Raw genomic sequence first — 20,481 nt, forward strand, 5'->3', positions numbered from 1 at the left:
TGCAACCCCAAGTCGCCTTGACGTGTCACGCAACGCACGATAAGCGAGAGATTTGGAGATGCAACAATGGCTGACACGAAGTCATATGGCTGGGCCGGCAAGATCTTGCGCGTGAACCTCACGACTGGATCCATCACCACCGAGCCGACCGCACCCTATGAGGACTATATCGGCGGCATGGGCCTGGCGAACAAAATCATCTATGATGAGGTCGCCCCGGGCACCGATCCTCTGAGCGAGGACGCAAAGATCGTTTACGCCGTCGGTCCTCTGACCGCAACCGGCGTGCCGCTGGCTGGCCGCACCACGGTTTGCTTCCTTTCCACCTTCACCACCGACTACCAGGTTGTCGACGCGCACTGTGGCGGCATGCTTGGCGCGAAAATCAAGATGGCTGGTTACGATGCCATCATCGTCGAAGGCAAGTCCGACAAGCCGGTTTACCTTCACATCAAGAATGACAAGGTCGAAATCAAGGACGGCTCGATGGTGTGGGGCCTTGGCACCCGCGCTACGACCGAGGTCTTGAACCGCCTCGAGGGCGTCAGCGCCTGCGTCGCGACCATCGGCCCTGCAGGCGAGAACCTACTCCCCTATGCCTGCATGATGAATTCCCGCAACCACTCCGCAGGCGCGGGCCTCGGCACCGTCATGGGCTCTAAGAAACTCAAGGCGCTCGTCGTCGAGGGCAGCGGCACCGTTAACGTGAAGGATCCGCAGGCTCTGGCCGACCTGTCCGACTACATGCTGCGCGAAATCATCGGCTCCAACAACAACCACGTCGTGCCTTCCACCCAGCAGGAATGGGCTGAATACTACGACAAGGGCACCCGTTGGACCGCTCGCAAGGGCCTGTACTGGGCCGACGCCGAGGGCGACCCGATCGAGACCGGCGAGCCGAAGCCGGGCGAGATCAACACGGTTGGCTACCGCTGCATGAAGACCACCAAGGACGAGGGTCCCGAGGCCGAGAAGTACACCATCAAGATGAACGGCTGCCACAGCTGCCCGATTCACTGCTACTCCGACATGCGCGTCCCGAACTCCAAGGCCAACGGTGGCTACGAGATCACGGGCAACACCTGCGTGCCGAACTTCCCGTTCTCCGTCTACATGGTGAAGATTCTGGGCGAGCACACTTCCGTCAAGGCATCTACCGAAGACGGCCTCATTTGGGACCAGGTTGTTGGCGGCACGGTGGACGATTTGGGTCTGTGGTGCAACTACGCTCAGCTTTACCGCGACATCGCCCACTGCGTGTCTGCGGGTATCTTCGAGAAGAACCTGCCGGCCGATGAGTACAACATGTTCGACTGGAAGAAGTTCGAGAACAACGACCCGACCATCATGGTCGAGCTGCTCACGCACATCGCCAAGAACGACAACGAGATGTCCTATCTCGGCCATGGCCCGATCGTGTGGTGCAAGCGCTGGAACGACATGGAGTGGTTCGACACCACGGCAAGCTGCCTCATCAACTACCGCGGCTGGCCGGTTCACCACGCCATTGAGTCCTATGGCCAGGTCGGCGGCCTGCTGAACATGATCTTCAACCGCGACCCGATGATCCACTCTCATCAGAACATGCTGCAGTGCGGCCTTCCGCATGAGCTCAAGCAGGAAATCGCAGCTGAGCTGTGGGGCGGCGAAGACGCGCTCGACCAGACAAAGAACTACACGCCTGTCAACGACCACAAGATCAACTTCTGCTGGTGGTCCATCGTCACCGACGTACTGCATGACTCGCTCACGCTGTGCAACTGGGTATGGCCGATGGCGCAGAGCCCGTCGAAGGACCGCAACTACCGTGGCGACCTCGACCTCGAGGCGAAGTTCTTCAAGGCTGTCACCGGCAAGGACGTCACCACCGACGACCTGTACAAGGCTGCTGCGAAGATCATCACGCTGCAGCGCGCGAACACTGCCCGCGGCATGAAGGACGCAAACGGCAACATGGGTTGCAACGACTTCCGCAAAATCCACGACGTCATGACTGAGTGGCCGTTCACGAAGGACCCGGACAAGCAGCCCTTCACCGAAGGCACCGACAAGATGGAGAAGCAAGACTTCCAGAAGGGCCTCACCATGCTCTACGAGAAGTTCGGTTGGGACAGCGAGCTTGGCTGCCCGACGGCCGACTGCCTCGAGTACTATGGCATGTCCGACGTTGAGGAAGACCTCAAGAACCTGAACCTTCTTCCGTAAGCGATGCGACGAAGGCGGCGGCTTGCATGGCGCGAAGCCACGAGCCGCCGCAAACCTCCCCAATGAGTCGCATCCGGCGTAGAGGGTAGCCCTACCCGCAAGAAGAGCCTCTTCGGAGGCTCTTCTTGTTGTATTAGGGGGGGGAAGATGTGAGGGGCGCACCGCCTCGGGCGTCCACTGCCATTCCCATGCGCAGAATGCGAGGATATCGCGCACAGATCTTTGCTTGCCCGCCGCTTCAAGCTACGATCGAAGATGAAATCGCACAAGAACCTGAGAGGCAAGTGAATGAAGACCATCGACGTTGTAGCAGCCATCATCGAGAAGGATGGCGAAATCCTTGCGCACATCGAAAACGTCGATTGGCTTCCTGCCGACATAAAGGTGGTTGACGCTTTGGAGAAGCGCGGCGAGCTTTAACCGCGAGTGGCGCCGAGAAGACGCAGGCAGCGAGATGGGCGCGCAAGAGCTTAGCGCCCACCAGCTGCCATGCGGTTGCTACACGTTCGAGAGGCGCTCCACCGACCGGTATTCCGCGAGGGACTCGGCAAGCGTGCGATCCATATAAAGCGTCGAGAAGAAGTAGACGTCGCCGTTCGAGGCTTCGCAGCGCTCGATGTCGGGGTACTCACCCGACTTCTGAAGCTCGGCCCACGTGTCCTCAACTTTGCTTTTGCTCATATGGAAAGGAGGGTTGGCCAGGTCTTCCGCAGCAAAGGGACGCGGATAGATGCGCCCATCCTCGCGGACGCAGTCGACGAATGTGGCCAAGGGGTTGTCCTCGGCCGCCAGAAAAGCCCAGTGCGCATAGTTCTTCGTCATGAGGTCGGAGTCATACAGGTAGTAGCTGTGTTGCCCCACCAGCGTGACGATATGCTCGCAGTGAATCTCTTTCTTTACCGGCGCGGCATCCTCGTCGGGCACCAGCACATATTCCCCTTCAAGCTCCACGAGCTTGTAGCCTTCGGGAAGCTTGAGGCCCGCAAAGGGATCGTCGTCGGAGGCTGCACCGTCCTTCGAAGGCTCAACAGGCGCTGCGGAAGCCGCCTCGCTCGCATGAGGCGCAAAGGTATCCATGGCCTCAGCTCGCACGGAGGAGGTGGACTCGGCCGCGACCTGAGACGACTCGAGAGCCACAGAGGCGTCCGCATCGCCAGCAGACTGCCTGGATGCGCTCGCACCATCGGAGGCAACGGCCTCGCCCGAAGCCGCTTTCGCGTCATCGCCCGCGACCGCCTTCCCCGCTTCGGCCTCGGACGCTTCGCGCGCAGCCTTCTGCGCAGTCGCCTTCTCGTCCTCCTCGATCTGCTTCAGCCGACGATTGGGAATTTTTGGGGGAACGCCCACGGCGCGCGTAGCCGACCGGATGGAGCTCGCTTTACGCGCACGTTCCGCCTTTTCCGCTGCGATCTCGTCTTTATGGTCGCGACGATAGTCCTCGAGATACTCGTAGACGAGCATCTCGAACTCGTCAGAGGTCATATGCCCAGGCACCAACCCCAGTTCAACCCACCTGCTCGGGACAACGAGCTGGCTATCAGAGGATTGACGTCGAACATCGTCGAACACGTCGGCGAGCGCATTGTTCTCCGCGAGCTCACGCTCTTCGGGCGTAGGCTCAGCCTGTCGCGCTTCGGCGGCGTCGCTGCCTTCGCCCGCCGCCTCACCTGCGCCCGACGCGTCGGTCGCGCCAACCGAAACGCCGCCAGCAGTGCCCGCCGCGCCCGCAATGCCAGAAGCGGCAACCGCTTCGTTCGCGCCGGCCCCAGGAGTCTCGCCAGCCTCGGTATCCGCACCTTCCCCGCAAGGAGTCGCGTCAGGGCAACCAGAGACCGCATCGGGACCCTTTCCGCAGGAGGTCCCCGTCAAGTTTTCCTGCGAGAGATCTTCCTCAGGCGCCGCCACCGCAGCTTGCGCGTCCTCGGCGGCCATTACGCGTTCGCCGCCTTCGCACGCGCTTCATCGACCATCATGTCAAGGCGCGTGTCGCGCAGCGAGCAATGCTCGCACAGAAGGCACGCGACCGAACTCGTATCGCACGGCAGCTTCTCGTTGAGCTCGGCAAGCGTTATACCGCTGCGGTAATACCAATCGCCAACCAAACCACGCACGCCCTCTACCGCGAACACCGTGGTATGCGCCTTGTCGTAGGGCACGCCGTCAACGGCCGCCTTCACGTCGTCGGGCGCAATGGCAAGCGCCTCTGTGAAGGTCTTGCCCTCGATCATCGTGCAGATGACGCTTGCACAGGCGGTCATGGCAAGGCACCCACGCGTCTTGAACCCAGCGCGCAAAAAACGCGGCTCGCCGCCATCTTCGGGCTCGCCAACAACGGCGAACAAGCGCAGCGCCACTTCGCCGCGCTTCGACTTGCCTACCATGGATTCCGCGTTATAGCCCTCCGGCTTGCCGGAGTTGGTGAAATTCGCGACTATCGACAGCAGCGTGTCGGAATAGCCCGCAACCCCCTCGTCAAGATTCGTTTGATACACATCGGCGGTGCGAATCAGCGCACGCTCTGCCGGCTCGTGAAATACGTCTCGTCCGTCCCCCATAGCTTCCCCTCTCACTCAACCGAGAACCTTGATTTGCAGATAATCATGTCAAGACTCCGAATCGAAACAAATTGATGCTATCATGGTGGCTGTTTTTGATAAGAGGATATACCCTCTTTGGGGATAAAAAACGATAGTGCCTGTTCATAGGCTACCACGAAAGCAGGGGATAACATGATCGGAAAGACGAACCAATCGTCGCCTTCCCCTTTGTGCGCCCCAAACCAAAAGACCCCTTCCGAAAAAGCCACCCCTGCAAGCGAACAATCGGAAAATGTCGGAGCCATAATTGCCCGGCATAAGCCGCTCGCTTGGTCGATTTTAGGACTCGCTCTTTGCCGTGCGGGGCTCATCGTCGGTAGCTATGGCAGCTACCGCCACAGCGACGAGGGCATCTACTCCGACGGCGTCATGCTCGTCGCGCTCGCGGTTTTGGCAGTGCTGTGGCTTTTGATTGCCATCACGAAGTGTCACCTTTCGCGTCAAGTCGTCAGAAGAATCGCTTTCGCCTCGATTATTCTCGAGGCGTTTTCCCTCACCATGGCAGGTGCGCTGGTAATTGGACCACCCGAAATGAACGTCGTCGGGAATCACTTCCTTGCAAGCACGTTTTGCACGTTAGGCGGACTTGCCTGCATGTCATATTGGCTGCGTCGCGCACGCGACTGCACCGCCATAACCGCAGTTATTTATTCGTTTGGAGCGCTGTTCGTAAGCGAGCTGCTTATCTTTACCTCGATATTCATGGAGAACGGCATCTCCTATTTCTATGCTGCCGTGCTTGTCTTGCTGCAATTCCCTTGCATGTTGCTCGCACGAACGAAGCCCCTCGCTTGCGATATCAAAACGCTTTCCAACAAGGGCGACTTCTTCAATTTCACCAAGAACACCATGACGTCGAAGGCCTTCCTCGCCACCATCTGCGTGAGCATCGGCGTGCTTGCGTGTGCCGACGGCTTTTTGCGCGGGTACCCCGATGGATCGTCGATCGCGTTTCAGCCGACGACGCGACTCGCCGATCTTGTACTTATCCTCGCATTTTGCATCGCAATCATCGTTTTCACATGCAGGCAGCACCATCGCGTTATGACTGTCGGCATCTTCGTCACCATGGAGGCGCTCGCCTGCATTGCGCTGCTGTGCTATTCGGCCTGGCCCGACGCACTCGATATCGGCGCCATCTTCACGACCAACCTCAATGCGTTGCTCGTCGGCTTCTCGTGGTACATCATCCTCGCGTTCATGAGCTACGGCTGGCGTTGCCCCTACTATTACGCCATCGCCGGATGGATCGTCTGGCTCGGATGCCGAGGAATCGCCCGCATCACGCTCATCAATGTGACGGCAGTGTCGCAAAACGACCTTCTGATGCTCGCCGCCGTGTTCACGATGATCGTCATATCGACCCAGGTTGCGTTCGTCAACTTCCTGAACGTGCGCAAATTCGAGGCCGTCCCCGAAGAGGAGTTAACCCACCAGCAGAAAGCCGTGCAGACAAGCCCCGTCGTGAAGATCATGGGGCTCGACGACCATCATGAGAGCCTGGCAGACGTGCGGCAGGCCACCATGCGCCACAACGCCGAAGAGGTCGGCAAGCAGTTTCTGCTTTCCGAGCGCGAGGTCGAGGTACTTTCGCTTTACGCGCTCGGCTGGACGCAAAAGCGCGTGGCAGAGGAGCTATTCATCAGCCCAGGAACCGCTCATGCGCACATCAAGCGCATCTACGCGAAAACTGGCCTGCACTCACGCCAGGAAATCCTCGATTACATGGAAAAGTACACATCCTAAGGCTTCAAGCTCCAAGGGACACAATCCTGGATGCGTCGCGACGCCCAATCCAAGATTGTGTCCCTTGGAGGCGCCCAGAACCTAAGACAATCGGCCCGAAAAGCTCGCAATCTGAAGGCGGCATCGAAAGAGCGCCGAGGCGAGCGACCGAGCAACAAAAAGGGCGGCTCGCGACTGTGAACAGGCACGCCGCGAACCGCCCTCGATCGAAAACCTTGACGAGCTACTTATATTCCTCCATAAGCGCTTTGAAAGCGGGCATGGAGCGCTTGATGACATCGGCGGACACGCAGTAGCTGATGCGCACCCAGCCATGGGATTTGAAGCACGTTGCAGGCACGAGCAGAAGCTCATGGGCCTTCGCCTTCTCGCAAAACGCCTCGTCATCGGATTCAAGCGCACGAACCCACAGATAGAACGCCCCATCGGGCTCGACGAACTCGTACCCCAGCTCGGAAAGACCCTTCGTGAGCAGCTCGCGGTTCGCGCGATACGCCTCAACGTCGGAAGGTTCATTCACGCACTTCTCCATCACACGCTGGAACAGCACTGCCGTGCAGATAAAGCCGAGCGCGCGACCCGCACCGCTCACCGCCGTGTAGACTTCCTTCGCGTTGTCCATGAGGTTGGACACGTAGATGTAGCCGATGCGCTCGCCAGGAAGCGACAGCGACTTAGAATAAGAGTAGCAGACGATGGTGTGCTTGTAGAGCGTGGGCACGTAGGGAACCTCGGCGCCATAGGTGATCTCACGGTACGGTTCGTCGCTGATCAGGTAAATCGGATGCCCGTACTCCTCTTCCTTGCGGGAAAGCAGTGCGGCGAGCGCCTCGAGGTTCTCGCGCGTGTAGACAGCGCCCACCGGGTTGTTCGGCGAGTTGATGATAATACCTGCGGTCTTCGGCGTGAAAGCGGCGTCGATGGCATCGATATCCATCTGGAAGTCGGGCTCGTGCGCCGGAACCTCGATCGTCGTGCAACCGGCGGTCTCGGCCCACACAGCATACTCGGGGAAGTACGGGGCGATCACCATGATCTCGTCCCCGGGATTGGTAATCGCATAGATGCCGATGGCGAGGCCAGCGGCGGCGCCAGCGGTAAGATAGACCTGGTCGGCCGTAGCATCGATGCCGAAACGGCGGCTGATATTGTCAGCCACTGCCTGGCGCGGACCGGCAGCGCCGGGAGATGGCGTGTAGCCATGGAGCGCGCAAGGCGGCTCCTTGATGAGCTCGGCGATGGACTCGGCCACAGCATCGGGTGCCGGAACGCTCGGGTTGCCGATGGAGAAGTCGAACACGTTCTCCTCACCGATTTCGGCCTTGCGCTTAAGGCCGTAGGCGAAAAGCTCGCGAATCTTGTTGGGGGCGGAGCCGAGCTCGGTTGCGCGTTGGTTGAGCATGGAGGGCCTTTCTAACTACGCCTTGACGACATGAACGTCGCAGCGGACAGTGCGGATGAGATACTTCGAGACGCTGCCGACAAAGGCGTACTGCATATTGGACAGGCCACGCTCGCCGCAGATGACAAGGTCGGGCTTGAAGGGCTCGATGAGCTGCTCGGTCAGCGTGTCGGTGATGCGGCCGGCGCGCACCTGAAGATCGACCGACTTGATATCGGGGTTCTTCCTCGCCTCTTCCAGGATATCAGCGAGATCGGCCTCGAGCTGCTCTTTGCGCGACTCGCACAGCGCGTCGAAGTCGGCGCCGTTCGCCTCGAACGGAACGGAGTCGACGACGTGGCCGAAAAGCAGGTCGGCGTTATTGGCGGCGGCGATCGCAACGGCGCGACGCGCGACGATATCCTGCGTAGACCCGCCGTCAAGCGAAGCGAACACGCGCGGGAACAAGTGAATGGCAGACATGGCAGTCCCCTTTCGTTAGAGCCTTGAATCTAGAACGCCATTGTACGACTAAATGGGGTCCATCACAGAAAAGTTTCCCGAGCGAAATAATCGGGTTGGAGCAAGAAGGGTCAATAAAAACGTCGAGCAATCCACCTCTACCTACCCAGCAGCCAATCGATGACGTTTACTATGGCGACCCCCTCTTCAGTCACGCCGCATCGAAGGCGATCAGCTGTCAAAATAAACTTGGGCCACGAGTCGCCAATTAAGAGGAGGGAGGATATTTCTCGTTCGAACACTCCCTGGTCAACAAGTGACTCCATCACCTGTATATACATTCGTTTCTGTGCACGTTCGACGACGAAGTCGACTTCCCCAGCGCGAAGCGAGCCCACCGTCACGCTCCAGCCTCGTCGCAGAAGTTCGTTGTAAACTACATTCTCAATCTGAAAGCCAATATCTCCCGAGACAAATCCACTTGCGAGGTTTCTCAATCCCGTATCCACCGGGTAGAACTTACGCTGCGGACGCAAAATATCCTTACCCGACAGCCCAACCTGCTCACACGCGTGAAGAATCAAAGCATCGACCAACGCACGTAAATATGCCTCCACCGTTTCGATTCGAGTCTTGCGGCCGTAGCTTGTCAGCGTGTTGGCAATCTTGTTTGCTGAGAAGAGAGAGCCCGAGGTTGTGAACACGTATCGAACGAGCTTCGAAAGCAGGTCCACATCGCCTATTTTCGTGCGTTCCACCACGTCATTGAGGATAATCGTTTCATACACCGTACGCAGCAGCTGGGCAATACGATCCTGATCCCGCTCTTTCAGATGAAACAAGGCCGGCATGCCCCCGTAACGCAAGTATTCGGCAAACGCCGAGTCCTCATTCGGAAAACGCACGTCGTAATAGGAAGAGAAAGAAAGATACTCGGAAAACGAAAGCGGTTGCACCCTCATCTCCACATAGCGCCCCCCGATAAGCGTTGCAAGATCGGAAGAGAGGACATAGGCATTTGACCCCGTGATATACACATCGGTATTCGGCCTTGTGTGCAGCTGGCGAACAACGCGTTCCCAGCCGTCTACGTCCTGAATCTCATCGAGAAGCACATAGAACGGCTTGAGGGGGTCGCTCTTTTCGATTGCGGCCGATATCTCGCCCACCAGCCATTCGGCGTTCGGGTTCGTCGGCATGCCGAATAAGTCCATGCGCCGATAGAACACGTTGCCCGCCCCGACACCGCTATCGAGTAGGTCGCCTTGGAGCCACCGAAGCAACGTCGACTTGCCGCAACGACGAACACCTACGAGAACCTTGATGTCCTCAGTATCGCGAAGCGACCTGAGCTCGTTTTCATAAGTGGGACGGGGTGCGTATTCCATAATCCATATCTTCCACTAAATTCTCTATTGCAATCGAGATTTTAGCATGATTGAAGCGAAATCTCTATTGCAATAGAGATTTCGTCATTTTTGAGCAAAATTCTCTATTGCAATAGAGATTTTCCCCGCTAGGACGTGATGAGCAGCACGAGGCCGACCAGCAGCAGCAAGACGTAGGTGAGTTTGAGAAACTTCTCTTGGCTGATGCGCTTCTGGATGACCTGGCCGAGGATGTTCGCCACAATGGCGATGGGGATGCAGATGCCCACGGTGAGCACCACGTCACCCGTGAAATGCCCCTGCGTAAAGGCGAGCAGGGCATACAGGAAGTTCAGGATGGCCCACAACGCGGAAAGTGTGGCGCGGAACTGCTGCTTGTCCTTCATCTTCTGCACGGCGTAGATAACGAGGAACGCCCCGCCCGACACGAACATGCCCTGGATGAGACCAGCCGCCGCGACGATGATCGCAAGCAGCCATTTCGGAAGGAACCGCTGCTCTTTGGACAACAGGTTGCGGATGCCGATGAAGACGATGATCGCCCCGTAGATGCGCAGGAGCACCGGCAAGGGCAGCACCGTGTCAAGCCAGATGCCAAGCGCAAGAAAGGGGAGCATGCCACAGGTCATCTTGGCGAGCTCGCGCCAGTTGATGTACTTGAAGTTGAGCACGGCGAGCATGCCACACGCGAAGAAGCCCATGGCGTTCAGAACGGCGACGGAACTCGAAAGCCCCATCACGTGCGTGCCGACGGGCATCGCGAAGATGTTCCCCGCAAACCCCGTGACCGCTTGTATCGTATAGGCAACAAAGAACGCTGCTGCGAAAAGCACTTTCTCCATGTATGTTAAAATCCTTTGAAACTTCTCGGGCCTGCGACGAAAATGTCCTACATTTCCGTTGGGCAAGGCAATTGCGCTCATGGCCTGCATGGGCGTCGTTTAGGGTAGCGCATTGTCCGAACGCCTGATGTTAACAAATATGAACTATGCGCCAAACGCTGAGAAAAGCAGGGAATATGGCAGGTTTCAACATAACCGTGGCCGGCGACTCGGCCATCAACCTCGAGTTCGGCAACGTCATCTCGGAAAAGACGAACGGCCTCATCCGCGCCGCCGCGCAAACGCTCGAAGCGGACCCGATCAACGGCGTAATCGAGCTCGTCCCCACATTCTGCTCGCTCATGGTGGTCTACAACCCATGCGAAATCGGATATAACGAGCTCACCAGCCAGGTTCGCGGAAAGCTGCGCGGCCTTGTTGCCACCACGGGCGGCATCCACCGCGTGGTGAAGATTCCCGTCTGCTACGGAGGCGACTTCGGCCCTGACTTGAGCGACGTTGCCGAGCACGCAGGGATGAGCGCCGAAGAGGTCATCGCCATCCACTCGGGGCACGACTATCTCATCGACATGCTCGGCTTCCTGCCAGGCTTCGCCTACCTGGGCGGACTCGACGAGCGGCTGCACACGCCGCGCCTCGCCACACCGCGCACGCGCATCGAGCCTGGCGCCGTGGGAATCGGCGGCGCTCAAACGGGCATCTACCCGCTCGCCTCGCCCGGCGGCTGGCGCATCATCGGCCGCACCCCCGTGCGCCCCTACGACCCCGACCGCGAGTCACCCATCCTGTACGCCGCAGGCGACTACCTGCGCTTCGTTCCCATCACGCCGCAGGAATTCAGCCTGATAGAAACCCAGGTGGAAGCGGGAACCTACGAATGCGAGATCGTCAAGGGAAGAGCGACGACCCCCATCCAGGCTGGCACCGCCGGCGAGCGGAGCGAAGGCTGCGCAGCTTCTGAGCGCAGCTCGACCGCGGGGCCGGCCGTCCCGCAGGCGGACGACGGCAACGGCCAGGCGGCGGGCTCGGCCGCATGGAGCAAAGGCTGCGAAGCTTCTGAGCGCAATGCGAGCGAGCACGCCGCCGCCCCGCAGGTCATCGCCGTCCCGCAGGCCAGTCAAGAAGAGGAAGACGAGGACGCGCTATGGGTGTAACCGTCAACAAGCCCGGCATCTGCACCACCATCCAAGACCTCGGCCGTCGGGGATACCTCGGCAGCGGTTTCTCTCCCTCAGGCGTGATGGACAAGCGCGCGGCGCGCATCGCGAACCTGCTCGTCGACAACGGCGAGAACGCGCCCGTCCTCGAGTTCTGCCTGGCGGGGCCCACGCTGCGCTTCACCACCAACACGTGCATCGCGCTCACAGGCGGCAACTTCTCGCCCACCGTAGATGGCGCCGCCATCCCGATGTACGCCGCGATCATGGTGCATCGCGGGTCGGTGCTCGAGTTCGGCGCACCGAAAACCGGCGTCTACGGATACCTCGCCATCGCGGGCGGATCGATCGCGGTCCCCAAGGTAATGGGCAGCGCATCGACCAACCTGAAGTGCGGTATCGGAGGCTGGGAAGGACGCACGCTGTCGGCGGGCGACTACCTGCCCTTCGTCACCAAGAACGTCGAATTCCTGGACAATCTGGGCTCGCACGCGCTCAAAGACGACGACTTCTACGATTTCTCGTCAGACGAAATCGTCTTGCGCGTAGTGCCGGGACCGCAGGAGGGCATGTTCACCGAACAGGGCGTTAACACGTTCTTCAAAGAAACGTACACCACTACTGCGAAATGCGACCGCATGGGATTTCGCCTCGATGGTCCCGAAATCGAGACTGTCAACGGGTCGGACATCATCTCCGACGGCATCGCGCTCGGCGCTGTTCAGATTCCCAACCATGGACGCCCGATCATCATGCTCGCCGACCGCCAAACCACGGGCGGCTACGCCAAAATCGGCACCGTTGCCTCAGTCGATATACCCAAGCTCGTACAATGCAAGCCGGGGCGGGCGATTCGCTTCGAGGAGATAAGCGTCCAGGAGGCGCAAGCCGCGTGCCGCAAGGAGGCGCAGGAAATGCGCTCGCTCGCGAAAGTGGTAAAGCGCCCCTGCTACGGAGGAGTTTCGCCGCGAAGAACCGCGCGTCGCCTCACTCCGATTTTGGAGGCGCAAGCCAAGAAAAGCGCTGGAAACAAGCTTTGGATAGAATTTGAAGACGGACATAACGCCGCACACGCCGGCGATCGGGCATAGGAGGAGCAAAATGGGCAAGGCAAACGACGAGAAAAAGCAGGTCAACATGGATGAATCGACCGCCGCGCGCGAGGAGAGGGACCGCGACATCCGCGCCCTCATGGCGCTCATGGAAGAGGGCGACCTCTCGGCGCTGCGATTCGACGACGGCAACGTGAAAATCGAGCTCGAGCGCAACCACGGCCCGCTCTCGCAAGCCGCGCTTCCCCTCATGGCGGAACGCGTAGGAAGGCTGCTCGACGCCCGAAGCGAGCACGGCGACGTGACCACCGGTGCCCAAAGCGTGCCCGTCGCGGGCAACGACAGCTCGGTCGCGCTGGTGAAAAGCCCGCTCGTGGGCACGTTCTACGTTTCCCCCTCCCCCGACGAGGAGCCGTTTGTGAAGGTTGGCCAAGAAGTGCTCACCGGCCAGACGCTCGCTATCGTGGAAGCTATGAAGATGATGAACGAGATCACCGCGCCCGCGCCTGGCATCGTGACCGAAGTGCTCGCGGCGAACGGCGCTCAAGTCGAATATGACCAGGTGCTCTTCCGCATCGCCACTCAGGCGAGCGCATAAGGGGCAGCGATGTTCGAGAAGGTTCTCATCGCAAACCGTGGCGAAATCGCCGTGCGCGTAATCCGCGCCTGCCGCGCCATGGGAATCAAGACCGTTGCCGTGTACTCCACGGCAGACCGCCAATCGCTCCATACGTACCTTGCGGACGAGGCCGTGTGCATCGGGCCCGCCCAAGCACGCGATTCTTACCTGAACATCCCCGCCATCATCACGGCGGCGAAGGGAACGGGCGCTGACGCCATCCATCCAGGCTACGGCTTTCTCTCCGAGAACTCCACGTTCGCGAAGATGTGCCGCGAAAACGACATCGCCTTCATCGGCCCGACTCCCGAGGTCATCGACCGTATGGGCAACAAAAGCCAGGCGCGCCGCACCATGATGGACGCAGGCGTACCCGTGGTCCCCGGCACGAAGAAGGGCATCCACGACGTGGGCGAGGCGCTCGAGCAGGCGCGCAAGATCGGCTGGCCCATCATGATCAAGGCATCGTCGGGCGGTGGCGGCAAGGGCATGCGCGTGTCGGAATCCGAAGAGGACTTCGCCGACATGTTCAACATCGCGCAGCGCGAGAGTGTGAATGCCTTCGCCGACAACACGATGTACCTTGAGCGTGCCGTGCAGAATCCGCGCCACGTGGAAGTGCAGATTATCGCGGACACCCACGGCAATGTGGTGGCCCTTGGCGAGCGCGACTGCTCGGTGCAGCGCAACCACCAGAAGATGATCGAGGAAAGCCCCTCCCCCGCACTCGACGAGGAGCTGCGCGCCCGCATGATGGACGACGCCGTAAAGGCTGCGCGCGCCGTGGGCTACACCTCCGCGGGCACGATCGAGTTCCTCCTCGACGACGACCGCAACTACTACTTCATGGAGATGAACACCCGCATCCAGGTGGAGCACTGCGTGACGGAGATGGTCACGCACACCGACCTTGTGGGCGAGATGATTCGCGTCGCCGCAGGAGAGGTACTCTCTTTCACCCAAGACGACATCCAATTGCACGGGCACGCCATCGAGTGCCGCATCAACGCTGAGATGCCGGAGAAGAATTTCATGCCTTCGCCTGGCACGATTTCCCAAACCCACCTGCCGGGCGGCAACGGCGTGCGCGTGGACACGGCCGCCTACGACGGCTTCGAGATTACGCCGTATTACGACTCGATGATCGCAAAGGTCATCGTGCTCGGCCGCAACCGCACCGAGGCAATCGCCAAGATGCGCACGGCACTTGAGGAGATGGTTGTCGTCGGCGTGCAGACGAACCTCGATTTCCAATACTCCATCTTGGAGAACGAGACCTTCTGCGCAGGTGAGGCGAACACGAGCTTCATCGAGCGCTTCCTCGCAGGCGAGGTTTAACCACGGGCTTGGGCCTTCAAGGCTTCATAGCATAGCATTGTTGAGACGTCGGGGTAGTGCGCATCAAAGCGGAGCGCACTACCCTGAACTATGAAGGAAAGGCGGAACTCATGACTATCAAGATGCCGGCACCCGTAAAACCGGAAGGCGTAGACGCCGCGGTTTGGGAAAAGATGCTCTCCGCCACGCCCACCGAGGCGCGCCACCTCATCCGCGAGGGCAGCTTCGACGCGCCCACAAGCGGGCTTTGCCCCGGGTACGCGCAGGCGAACCTCATCGTGCTGCCGAAAGAGCAGGCTTATGACTTCCTGCTGTTCGCCCAGCGCAACCCCAAGCCCTGCCCGCTTCTGGAAGTGACCGAGACCGGCGCGCGCGAGACAACCATCTGCGCCACCGACTGCGACATCGCCACCGACTTCCCACGCTACCGCATCTACGAGTACGGCAAGCTGGTCGACGAGGTTACGGACGTGTCGTCGTATTGGCGCGACGACCTGGTGTCGTTCGTCATCGGATGCTCGTTCTCGTTCGAAAGCGAGCTCATCGAGGCTGGCATCGAGATGCGCCACAACACCCAGGGCCGCAACGTGTCGATGTACCTGACCAACGTCGCGTGCACGCCCGCAGGGTCCATGTCGGGAAACACCGTCATGTCAATGCGCCCCATCCCCTACAACCAGGTGGTGAAGGCGGTGCAAATCTCGGGCGCCATCCCCAAGGTGCACGGCGCTCCGCTGCACATCGGCGACCCGTCGGTCATCGGCATCGAGGACATCTCGAAGCCCGATTTCGGCGACCCCGTCGATATCCACGAGGGCGAGGTGCCCGTCTTTTGGGCCTGCGGCGTGACGCCCCAGGCCGTGGTCATGAACTCCAAGCCTCCCTTCGCCATCACGCATGCGCCCGGATGCATGCTGATAACCGACACAAAGAACGTCGACCTGAAAGGATAGGTTCCTTACAATATGCGCTTCACGAACCTCACACAGGTATCGCGCTCGATGCTCGCTGCGATTCTCGCGGCGAGCATCGCCTTTCCTGTGCCCGCGATCGCCTTTGCCGCCGATACGGACAACGCACCTGATGAGAGCGCCATCGACTCCGCTGAGAGCAGCCAAGATGGCCCTGCGGGCACGAGCGAGCAGGGCGGCAACGACCCCGAGCGATTCTCGGGGCTTATCGAGGGCGAAGACTACAGCGGCCTTTTGATTACGCTCGATGCCGACGCATCCGTAAGCCTCCTTGCGGAAGACGACGGTGACGGCGGCCTCGCGCAGGGCCTCGCGCAGGCGGGACTCGCCGTCACCGACCAGATCGAGGCCGCAAACGGGTCTGTGCTCGTGACCGCCGACGTGGCCGACGGCAAAAGCGCGCCCGAGGCCGTCGCCGCCGCCCAGGCGGTGCCGGGCGTGGCGAAGGCGCAGCCAAACTACCTCTACGACCTGGTGGAAGACGCACCTGACGGCGTGGCGGGGCAAGCGGGCGCAAACGACGCCGCCGCAGGCGCGCAGACCACCGACGAGGGCGCCAGCCTGCAATCCTTCTCCATGCCCAACGACCCGTACGCGAGCATCTCGGACAGCAACGAGCCGCTCAACCAGTACTGGCTCTACAACACGCGCATCACAAAGGCTTGGTACGACGTGCAGACGAACGGCTCCGTCACTGTGGCAACGCTCGACACGGGTGCGCTGTTCGACCACGAGGATCTGCGCGCGAACCTGCTTGCCGACTACGCGTGGGACGCTTTCAACAGCAAGCCGCTCGCCGAGACCGTGTCCGAAGGCGACGCCGTCGGACACGGCACCATGGTCGCGGGAATCATCGCGGGCACGGCGAACAACGGGGTCGGAATCGCCGGCGGGTCGTACAACGCGCGCGTGCTCCCCGTGAAGGTGTGGGGCGACAGCGCAAGCGACAAGGCGACCACCGAGTCCGTCGTCAGGGGATACAACTACGTGATCGACATGGTCGCAAGCGGGGCCATCCCCGATTTGCGCGTCGTGAACATGAGCTTAGGATCCTACGACACTTCCGACACGAGCGACGGGCGCCTGAACGACGAGGCATTCCACGATGCCATCATCGCGGCCAAGAATGCGGGCATCGTCACCGTGTGCTCTGGCGGCAATGGGACGAAAACAGGACAGCCGAACACGAAGCACATCTACCCCGCCGACTTCGACGAGTGCGTGTCCGTCACTGCGCTGAACGCCGACGGCACGAACTGCTATTGGTCCGACTACAACGAGAGCAAGGACATCAGCGCCCCCGGCGCCTCCATCACCTCGACCAACGTCTCGGGCAGATACTACCGCGCGAGCGGCACTTCCTCGGCGGCCCCTATCGTGTCGTCCATATTCGCACTCATGTTCGCCGCCGTGCCGAGCGCCACGGTCGACGACGCTTGCAACGCGGTGTACGCCACCGCAACGCCCATAAGCGACGCCGAGAACGACCGTACCGACATCAGCGGAAGCCGCGGTGCGATCGACGCGAGTGCTGCGGTCGAAGCGCTTGAGGGGCTCGGCCGAACCGCATTTTCCGACGTGCACCCGGGCGAGTGGTTCTATAACGCCGTCTACTTCGCAAAGGCGCACGGCATCATGAATGGCGTCGGCGACACGGGGGAGTTCCAACCCTCCGCGCCGACGACCCGGGCGCAAGCCGCCACCGTGCTCTACAACGTCTACAGCAAAGGCGAAGTGGCTTCCAGCTGCAATAAACCCGATGTTGACCAGAGCGAATGGTACGCGAACGCCGTGAACTGGTGCGTTGCGCACGGCATCATGACAGGCTACGACGACGGGTCGAACACCTTCGGGCCTAACGATTCGCTCACCCGCGAGCAGATGTGCAAGGTGCTCGCCATCGCCACCAAGGCGGACTATGCAAGCGCCGACCCCGCCAAATACAACGCGCTTCTGGGCACCGAAGAAACCGACGAGTGGGCGCGTCCCTTCGTCGTGTGGGCGGTCGACGAGGGCCTCGTGAACGGCATCGACAACCACGACGGCACACACACGCTCGACCCGCTCGGGCTCGTGTATCGTTGTCAGACGGCGCAGATCTTCGCAACGCCATCAACGCTGGAATCATGTAGGATAATCGAGGCAAGCAACTAAAACGTGCGGCCCCGCAGGCGTCTTGCCGCGGGGCTGCATCTCTTAAGGGAAAGGAACGGCATGGCGCGTGTAGACTTGAACAGCGATTTGGGAGAAAGCTTCGGTCGGTACACCTTAGGACTCGACGAGCAGGTGATTCCTCTGGTGACAAGCGTGAACGTGGCGTGCGGCATGCACGCGGGCGACCCTGTGGTCATGCGTCGCACCGTGAAGCTCGCCGCAGAAGCGGGAATCGCCGTCGGTGCACACCCGGGATACCCCGACCTGCAGGGGTTCGGACGCCGCAACATGGCGCTCTCCCCCGACGAGGGATACGCGTATGTGCTCTACCAAGTGGGCGCGCTCGCAGCGTTCTGTCGCGCCGAGGGTGTAAAGCTCGCGCACGTGAAACCCCATGGGCAGCTGTACAACCGCGCGGCCGTCGATGGGCCGTTCGCGCAGGCCATTGCACAAGCCGTGGCCGATTTCAACCCCGACATCACCCTGGTGGCGCTCGCAGGCGGCGAACTCGCACGCGCAGGGAAGGCCGCAGGGCTCCATGTGGCGCAGGAGTTCTTCGCCGACCGCAACTACACCGACGAGGGCACACTCGTCTCTCGCACCCAGGACAACGCCACCATCACCGACGAGGACTTCGCCGTGGCGCGCGTCGTTCGCGTCATCCAAGAGGGTTCCATCGAGAGCATCACGGGAAAAACGATCGACATCGCCGCAGACACGATCTGCGTGCACGGCGACAACGCCCACGCGCTCGAGTTCGCCCGCGACATCCGCCGGGCACTCACAGAGGCGGGAATCGAGATGCGCCCGGCAAGCGAGCGTTAAGCGTGCCGAAAGGACATTATTTTCCGCCTTGCACACCTTGTTAACCAAGCTGAAAAACTCTCAAGCACTACATTCTGCTAAAGTGATTCGAGTAATCTTCATATCCGCTTGTCAACACCTCGAGGAGCAGGTCGCGACAAGCGAACGAGACTCCCATGAAAGGAGTGGAAAATGGCTAGTTCGCTCAAGCAAAAGTTTAAGAACATCGGCCCTGGCGCACTTGTAGCAGCTGGCTTCGTCGGCCCTGGCACGGTTACCACGTGCACGGTTTCCGGTGCAAGCTACGGCTACACGATGCTGTGGTGCCTCCTGTTCGCCACCGTTGCGACCATCATCTTCCAGGAGATGGCCTCACGCATCGGCATCGCCACCCAAGAGGGTCTGGGTGAGAACATCCGCGATCGCATTTCGAATCCGGCGCTTAAGTGGATTGCAATCGTGATTGTTATCATCGCGATCTTCATCGGCAACACCGCCTATGAAACCGGCAATATCACGGGCGGCATCCTGGGCATCCAGGCGGTCTTCGACGTGCCGATGATCCCCATCGTCATCGTGCTCGGCATCCTCGCCTTCGCCTGCATGTGGGTCGGCTCCTACAAGCTGGTCGAGAAGATTCTCACGGGCATCGTCGTGTTCATGGGCGTCGTGTTTTTCGTGACCGCCCTGTTCTCCCCCGTTGATTGGGGCGCGGTTGCCGCCGGCCTGTTCACGCCGCAGCTGCCGGCCGGCCAGGAAGCTTCCAAGGGCATCCTCACCGCCGTCGGCCTCATCGGCACCACAATCGTGCCGTACAACCTGTTCCTGCATGCCTCCGGCGCTGCCGAACGCTTCAAGGACCCCGAGCAGATCGCTGACGCGCGCTTCGACACCGTGCTCTCCATCGGCCTTGGCGGCATCATCTCCATGGCCATCCTCATCTGCGCTGCCGCGAACATCTACGGCAACACCGGCATCACCGTTTCCAACGGCAAGGACATGGCTATGGCGCTCGAGCCGCTGCTCGGCTCCTGGGCGACGTTTATGATTGGCGTCGGCCTTTTGGCCGCCGGCTTCTCCTCCGCCATCACGGCGCCGCTTTCCGCTGCTTACGCGGTGAACGGCGTGCTCGGCTGGGGCAAGACGCTCAAGGACATCAAGTTCAAGGTTATCTGGATGATCGTGCTCGTGCTCGGCTGCGTTATGGCCGTCACGCTCGGCAAGAGCCCCACGCAGCTCATTCTGGTCGCGCAGGCAGCGAACGCCATCCTGCTCCCGATCATGGCGTTCTTTGTGATGTACGTCGCAAATGGCAAGGCTCTCGGCAAGTGGCGCAACCATGCGTTCGCGAACATCTGCGGCGTCGTGTTCATCGTGATCACGCTGTTCATGTGCTACCGCAACATGTCGAGCTTCATGAGCTCGCTTGCCACCCTGCTCGGCCTTTCGTAAGGTCGCAAGGCTGCGAGGAACGTTCTCGACGCGAAACCGCTCTCAGCACACTCCGCCGCACAATAATTGAGGGGCTCCCGTTCACGAACGGGAGCCCCTCTTTTTCGCCCTCTTAATGTGTACATGCACTTAAACCGCAGCGAACCCCGCCAGCAAAGCTCACGGCCTGGCAAGCTTCCACTTGTAAATGGATCGCGTGCCGAATGTTGGTGTAAGGGGCCGCTTCCCTGTCCGTAGAAAGCAGGAAGCGGTTATCGCCTAGAATCTTAATTGCTGAAGTTAGGATTCGTGGAAAGGCAATAACCGCATATGG

The 20,481-nt window shown here is 60.4% G+C and carries 18 protein-coding genes; 11 read left to right on the forward strand and 7 right to left on the reverse strand.

The features are described 5' to 3' along the window. The first annotated feature begins 66 nt into the window (after window positions 1–66). Window positions 67–2,205, forward strand: coding sequence for an aldehyde ferredoxin oxidoreductase (locus tag F8C90_RS08645; RefSeq protein ID WP_158050121.1), 2,139 nt, complete (start codon window positions 67–69; stop codon window positions 2,203–2,205). Between the two features lie 288 nt (window positions 2,206–2,493). Next, window positions 2,494–2,625: a hypothetical protein gene (locus tag F8C90_RS11315; RefSeq protein WP_281350332.1), complete on the forward strand. Its 132-nt coding sequence runs from the start codon at window positions 2,494–2,496 to the stop codon at window positions 2,623–2,625. Window positions 2,626–2,703: 78 nt separating this feature from the next. Here F8C90_RS11315 and F8C90_RS08650 read toward each other — a convergent pair whose 3' ends face one another. Both F8C90_RS08650 and F8C90_RS08655 read right to left on the reverse strand, forming a co-directional pair. Further along, complete coding sequence (locus F8C90_RS08650; protein ID WP_158050122.1) at window positions 2,704–4,137, reverse strand: hypothetical protein; 1,434 nt, start codon at window positions 4,135–4,137, stop codon at window positions 2,704–2,706. Beyond that, on the reverse strand, window positions 4,137–4,760 hold the full coding sequence (locus tag F8C90_RS08655; RefSeq protein ID WP_158050123.1) for an iron-sulfur cluster assembly scaffold protein: 624 nt from the start codon (window positions 4,758–4,760) through the stop codon (window positions 4,137–4,139). The genes F8C90_RS08650 and F8C90_RS08655 overlap by 1 nt, the downstream gene beginning before the upstream one ends. A gap of 174 nt (window positions 4,761–4,934) precedes the next feature. Between F8C90_RS08655 and F8C90_RS08660 the strand changes: the two genes are divergently transcribed. Continuing rightward, window positions 4,935–6,548 carry a helix-turn-helix transcriptional regulator gene (locus F8C90_RS08660; protein WP_158050124.1) on the forward strand — a complete coding sequence of 538 codons (1,614 nt, stop codon included), beginning with the start codon at window positions 4,935–4,937 and terminating at the stop codon, window positions 6,546–6,548. Window positions 6,549–6,771: 223 nt separating this feature from the next. On the opposite strand, the gene F8C90_RS08665 is transcribed toward F8C90_RS08660, so the two are convergent. The 4 genes from F8C90_RS08665 to F8C90_RS08680 all read right to left on the reverse strand — a co-directional run bounded on the left by F8C90_RS08665 (window position 6,772) and on the right by F8C90_RS08680 (window position 10,621). Next, window positions 6,772–7,950 carry a pyridoxal phosphate-dependent aminotransferase gene (locus F8C90_RS08665; RefSeq protein ID WP_158050125.1) on the reverse strand — a complete coding sequence of 393 codons (1,179 nt, stop codon included), beginning with the start codon at window positions 7,948–7,950 and terminating at the stop codon, window positions 6,772–6,774. 15 nt (window positions 7,951–7,965) lie between these two features. Further along, window positions 7,966–8,412, reverse strand: a complete 447-nt coding sequence (locus F8C90_RS08670; RefSeq protein WP_158050126.1) for a universal stress protein — start codon at window positions 8,410–8,412, stop codon at window positions 7,966–7,968. A 137-nt stretch (window positions 8,413–8,549) separates the two neighbouring features. Continuing rightward, window positions 8,550–9,779 (reverse strand): ATP-binding protein, encoded by a 1,230-nt coding sequence (locus F8C90_RS08675; RefSeq protein ID WP_158050127.1) that lies wholly within the window; start codon window positions 9,777–9,779, stop codon window positions 8,550–8,552. Between the two features lie 128 nt (window positions 9,780–9,907). After that, window positions 9,908–10,621 (reverse strand): sulfite exporter TauE/SafE family protein, encoded by a 714-nt coding sequence (locus F8C90_RS08680; RefSeq protein WP_158050128.1) that lies wholly within the window; start codon window positions 10,619–10,621, stop codon window positions 9,908–9,910. A gap of 176 nt (window positions 10,622–10,797) precedes the next feature. Here F8C90_RS08680 and pxpB point away from each other — a divergent pair, with 176 nt between their 5' ends. From pxpB to F8C90_RS08720, 8 genes are all read left to right on the forward strand, one after another. After that, on the forward strand, window positions 10,798–11,775 hold the full coding sequence (gene pxpB / locus F8C90_RS08685) for a 5-oxoprolinase subunit PxpB (RefSeq protein WP_158050129.1): 978 nt from the start codon (window positions 10,798–10,800) through the stop codon (window positions 11,773–11,775). After that, the gene (locus F8C90_RS08690; protein WP_158050130.1) at window positions 11,766–12,869 is read left to right on the forward strand and encodes a 5-oxoprolinase subunit C family protein; all 1,104 of its coding nucleotides are present in this window, start codon (window positions 11,766–11,768) and stop codon (window positions 12,867–12,869) included. Before pxpB ends, F8C90_RS08690 begins: the two co-directional genes overlap by 10 nt. A gap of 46 nt (window positions 12,870–12,915) precedes the next feature. Next, window positions 12,916–13,428, forward strand: coding sequence for an acetyl-CoA carboxylase biotin carboxyl carrier protein (gene accB, locus F8C90_RS08695; RefSeq protein ID WP_158050135.1), 513 nt, complete (start codon window positions 12,916–12,918; stop codon window positions 13,426–13,428). A 9-nt stretch (window positions 13,429–13,437) separates the two neighbouring features. Continuing rightward, a complete protein-coding gene (gene accC / locus F8C90_RS08700) occupies window positions 13,438–14,787 on the forward strand; it encodes an acetyl-CoA carboxylase biotin carboxylase subunit (RefSeq protein ID WP_158050131.1) in 1,350 nt (449 codons plus the stop codon). Window positions 14,788–14,897: 110 nt separating this feature from the next. Next, window positions 14,898–15,740 carry a putative hydro-lyase gene (locus tag F8C90_RS08705; RefSeq protein ID WP_246155870.1) on the forward strand — a complete coding sequence of 281 codons (843 nt, stop codon included), beginning with the start codon at window positions 14,898–14,900 and terminating at the stop codon, window positions 15,738–15,740. Between the two features lie 12 nt (window positions 15,741–15,752). Next, the gene (locus tag F8C90_RS08710; RefSeq protein WP_158050132.1) at window positions 15,753–17,912 is read left to right on the forward strand and encodes a S8 family peptidase; all 2,160 of its coding nucleotides are present in this window, start codon (window positions 15,753–15,755) and stop codon (window positions 17,910–17,912) included. A 60-nt stretch (window positions 17,913–17,972) separates the two neighbouring features. Beyond that, complete coding sequence (locus F8C90_RS08715; protein WP_158050133.1) at window positions 17,973–18,737, forward strand: LamB/YcsF family protein; 765 nt, start codon at window positions 17,973–17,975, stop codon at window positions 18,735–18,737. 171 nt (window positions 18,738–18,908) lie between these two features. Continuing rightward, window positions 18,909–20,168, forward strand: a complete 1,260-nt coding sequence (locus F8C90_RS08720; RefSeq protein ID WP_158050134.1) for an Nramp family divalent metal transporter — start codon at window positions 18,909–18,911, stop codon at window positions 20,166–20,168. 112 nt (window positions 20,169–20,280) lie between these two features. On the opposite strand, the gene F8C90_RS11155 is transcribed toward F8C90_RS08720, so the two are convergent. Further along, a partial coding sequence (locus tag F8C90_RS11155) for a hypothetical protein (RefSeq protein ID WP_211361076.1) occupies window positions 20,281–20,481 on the reverse strand: 201 nt, incomplete at its 5' end.

The sequence above is a fragment of the Ellagibacter isourolithinifaciens genome, from assembly GCF_008831035.1.
Classification (GTDB): domain Bacteria; phylum Actinomycetota; class Coriobacteriia; order Coriobacteriales; family Eggerthellaceae; genus Ellagibacter; species Ellagibacter isourolithinifaciens.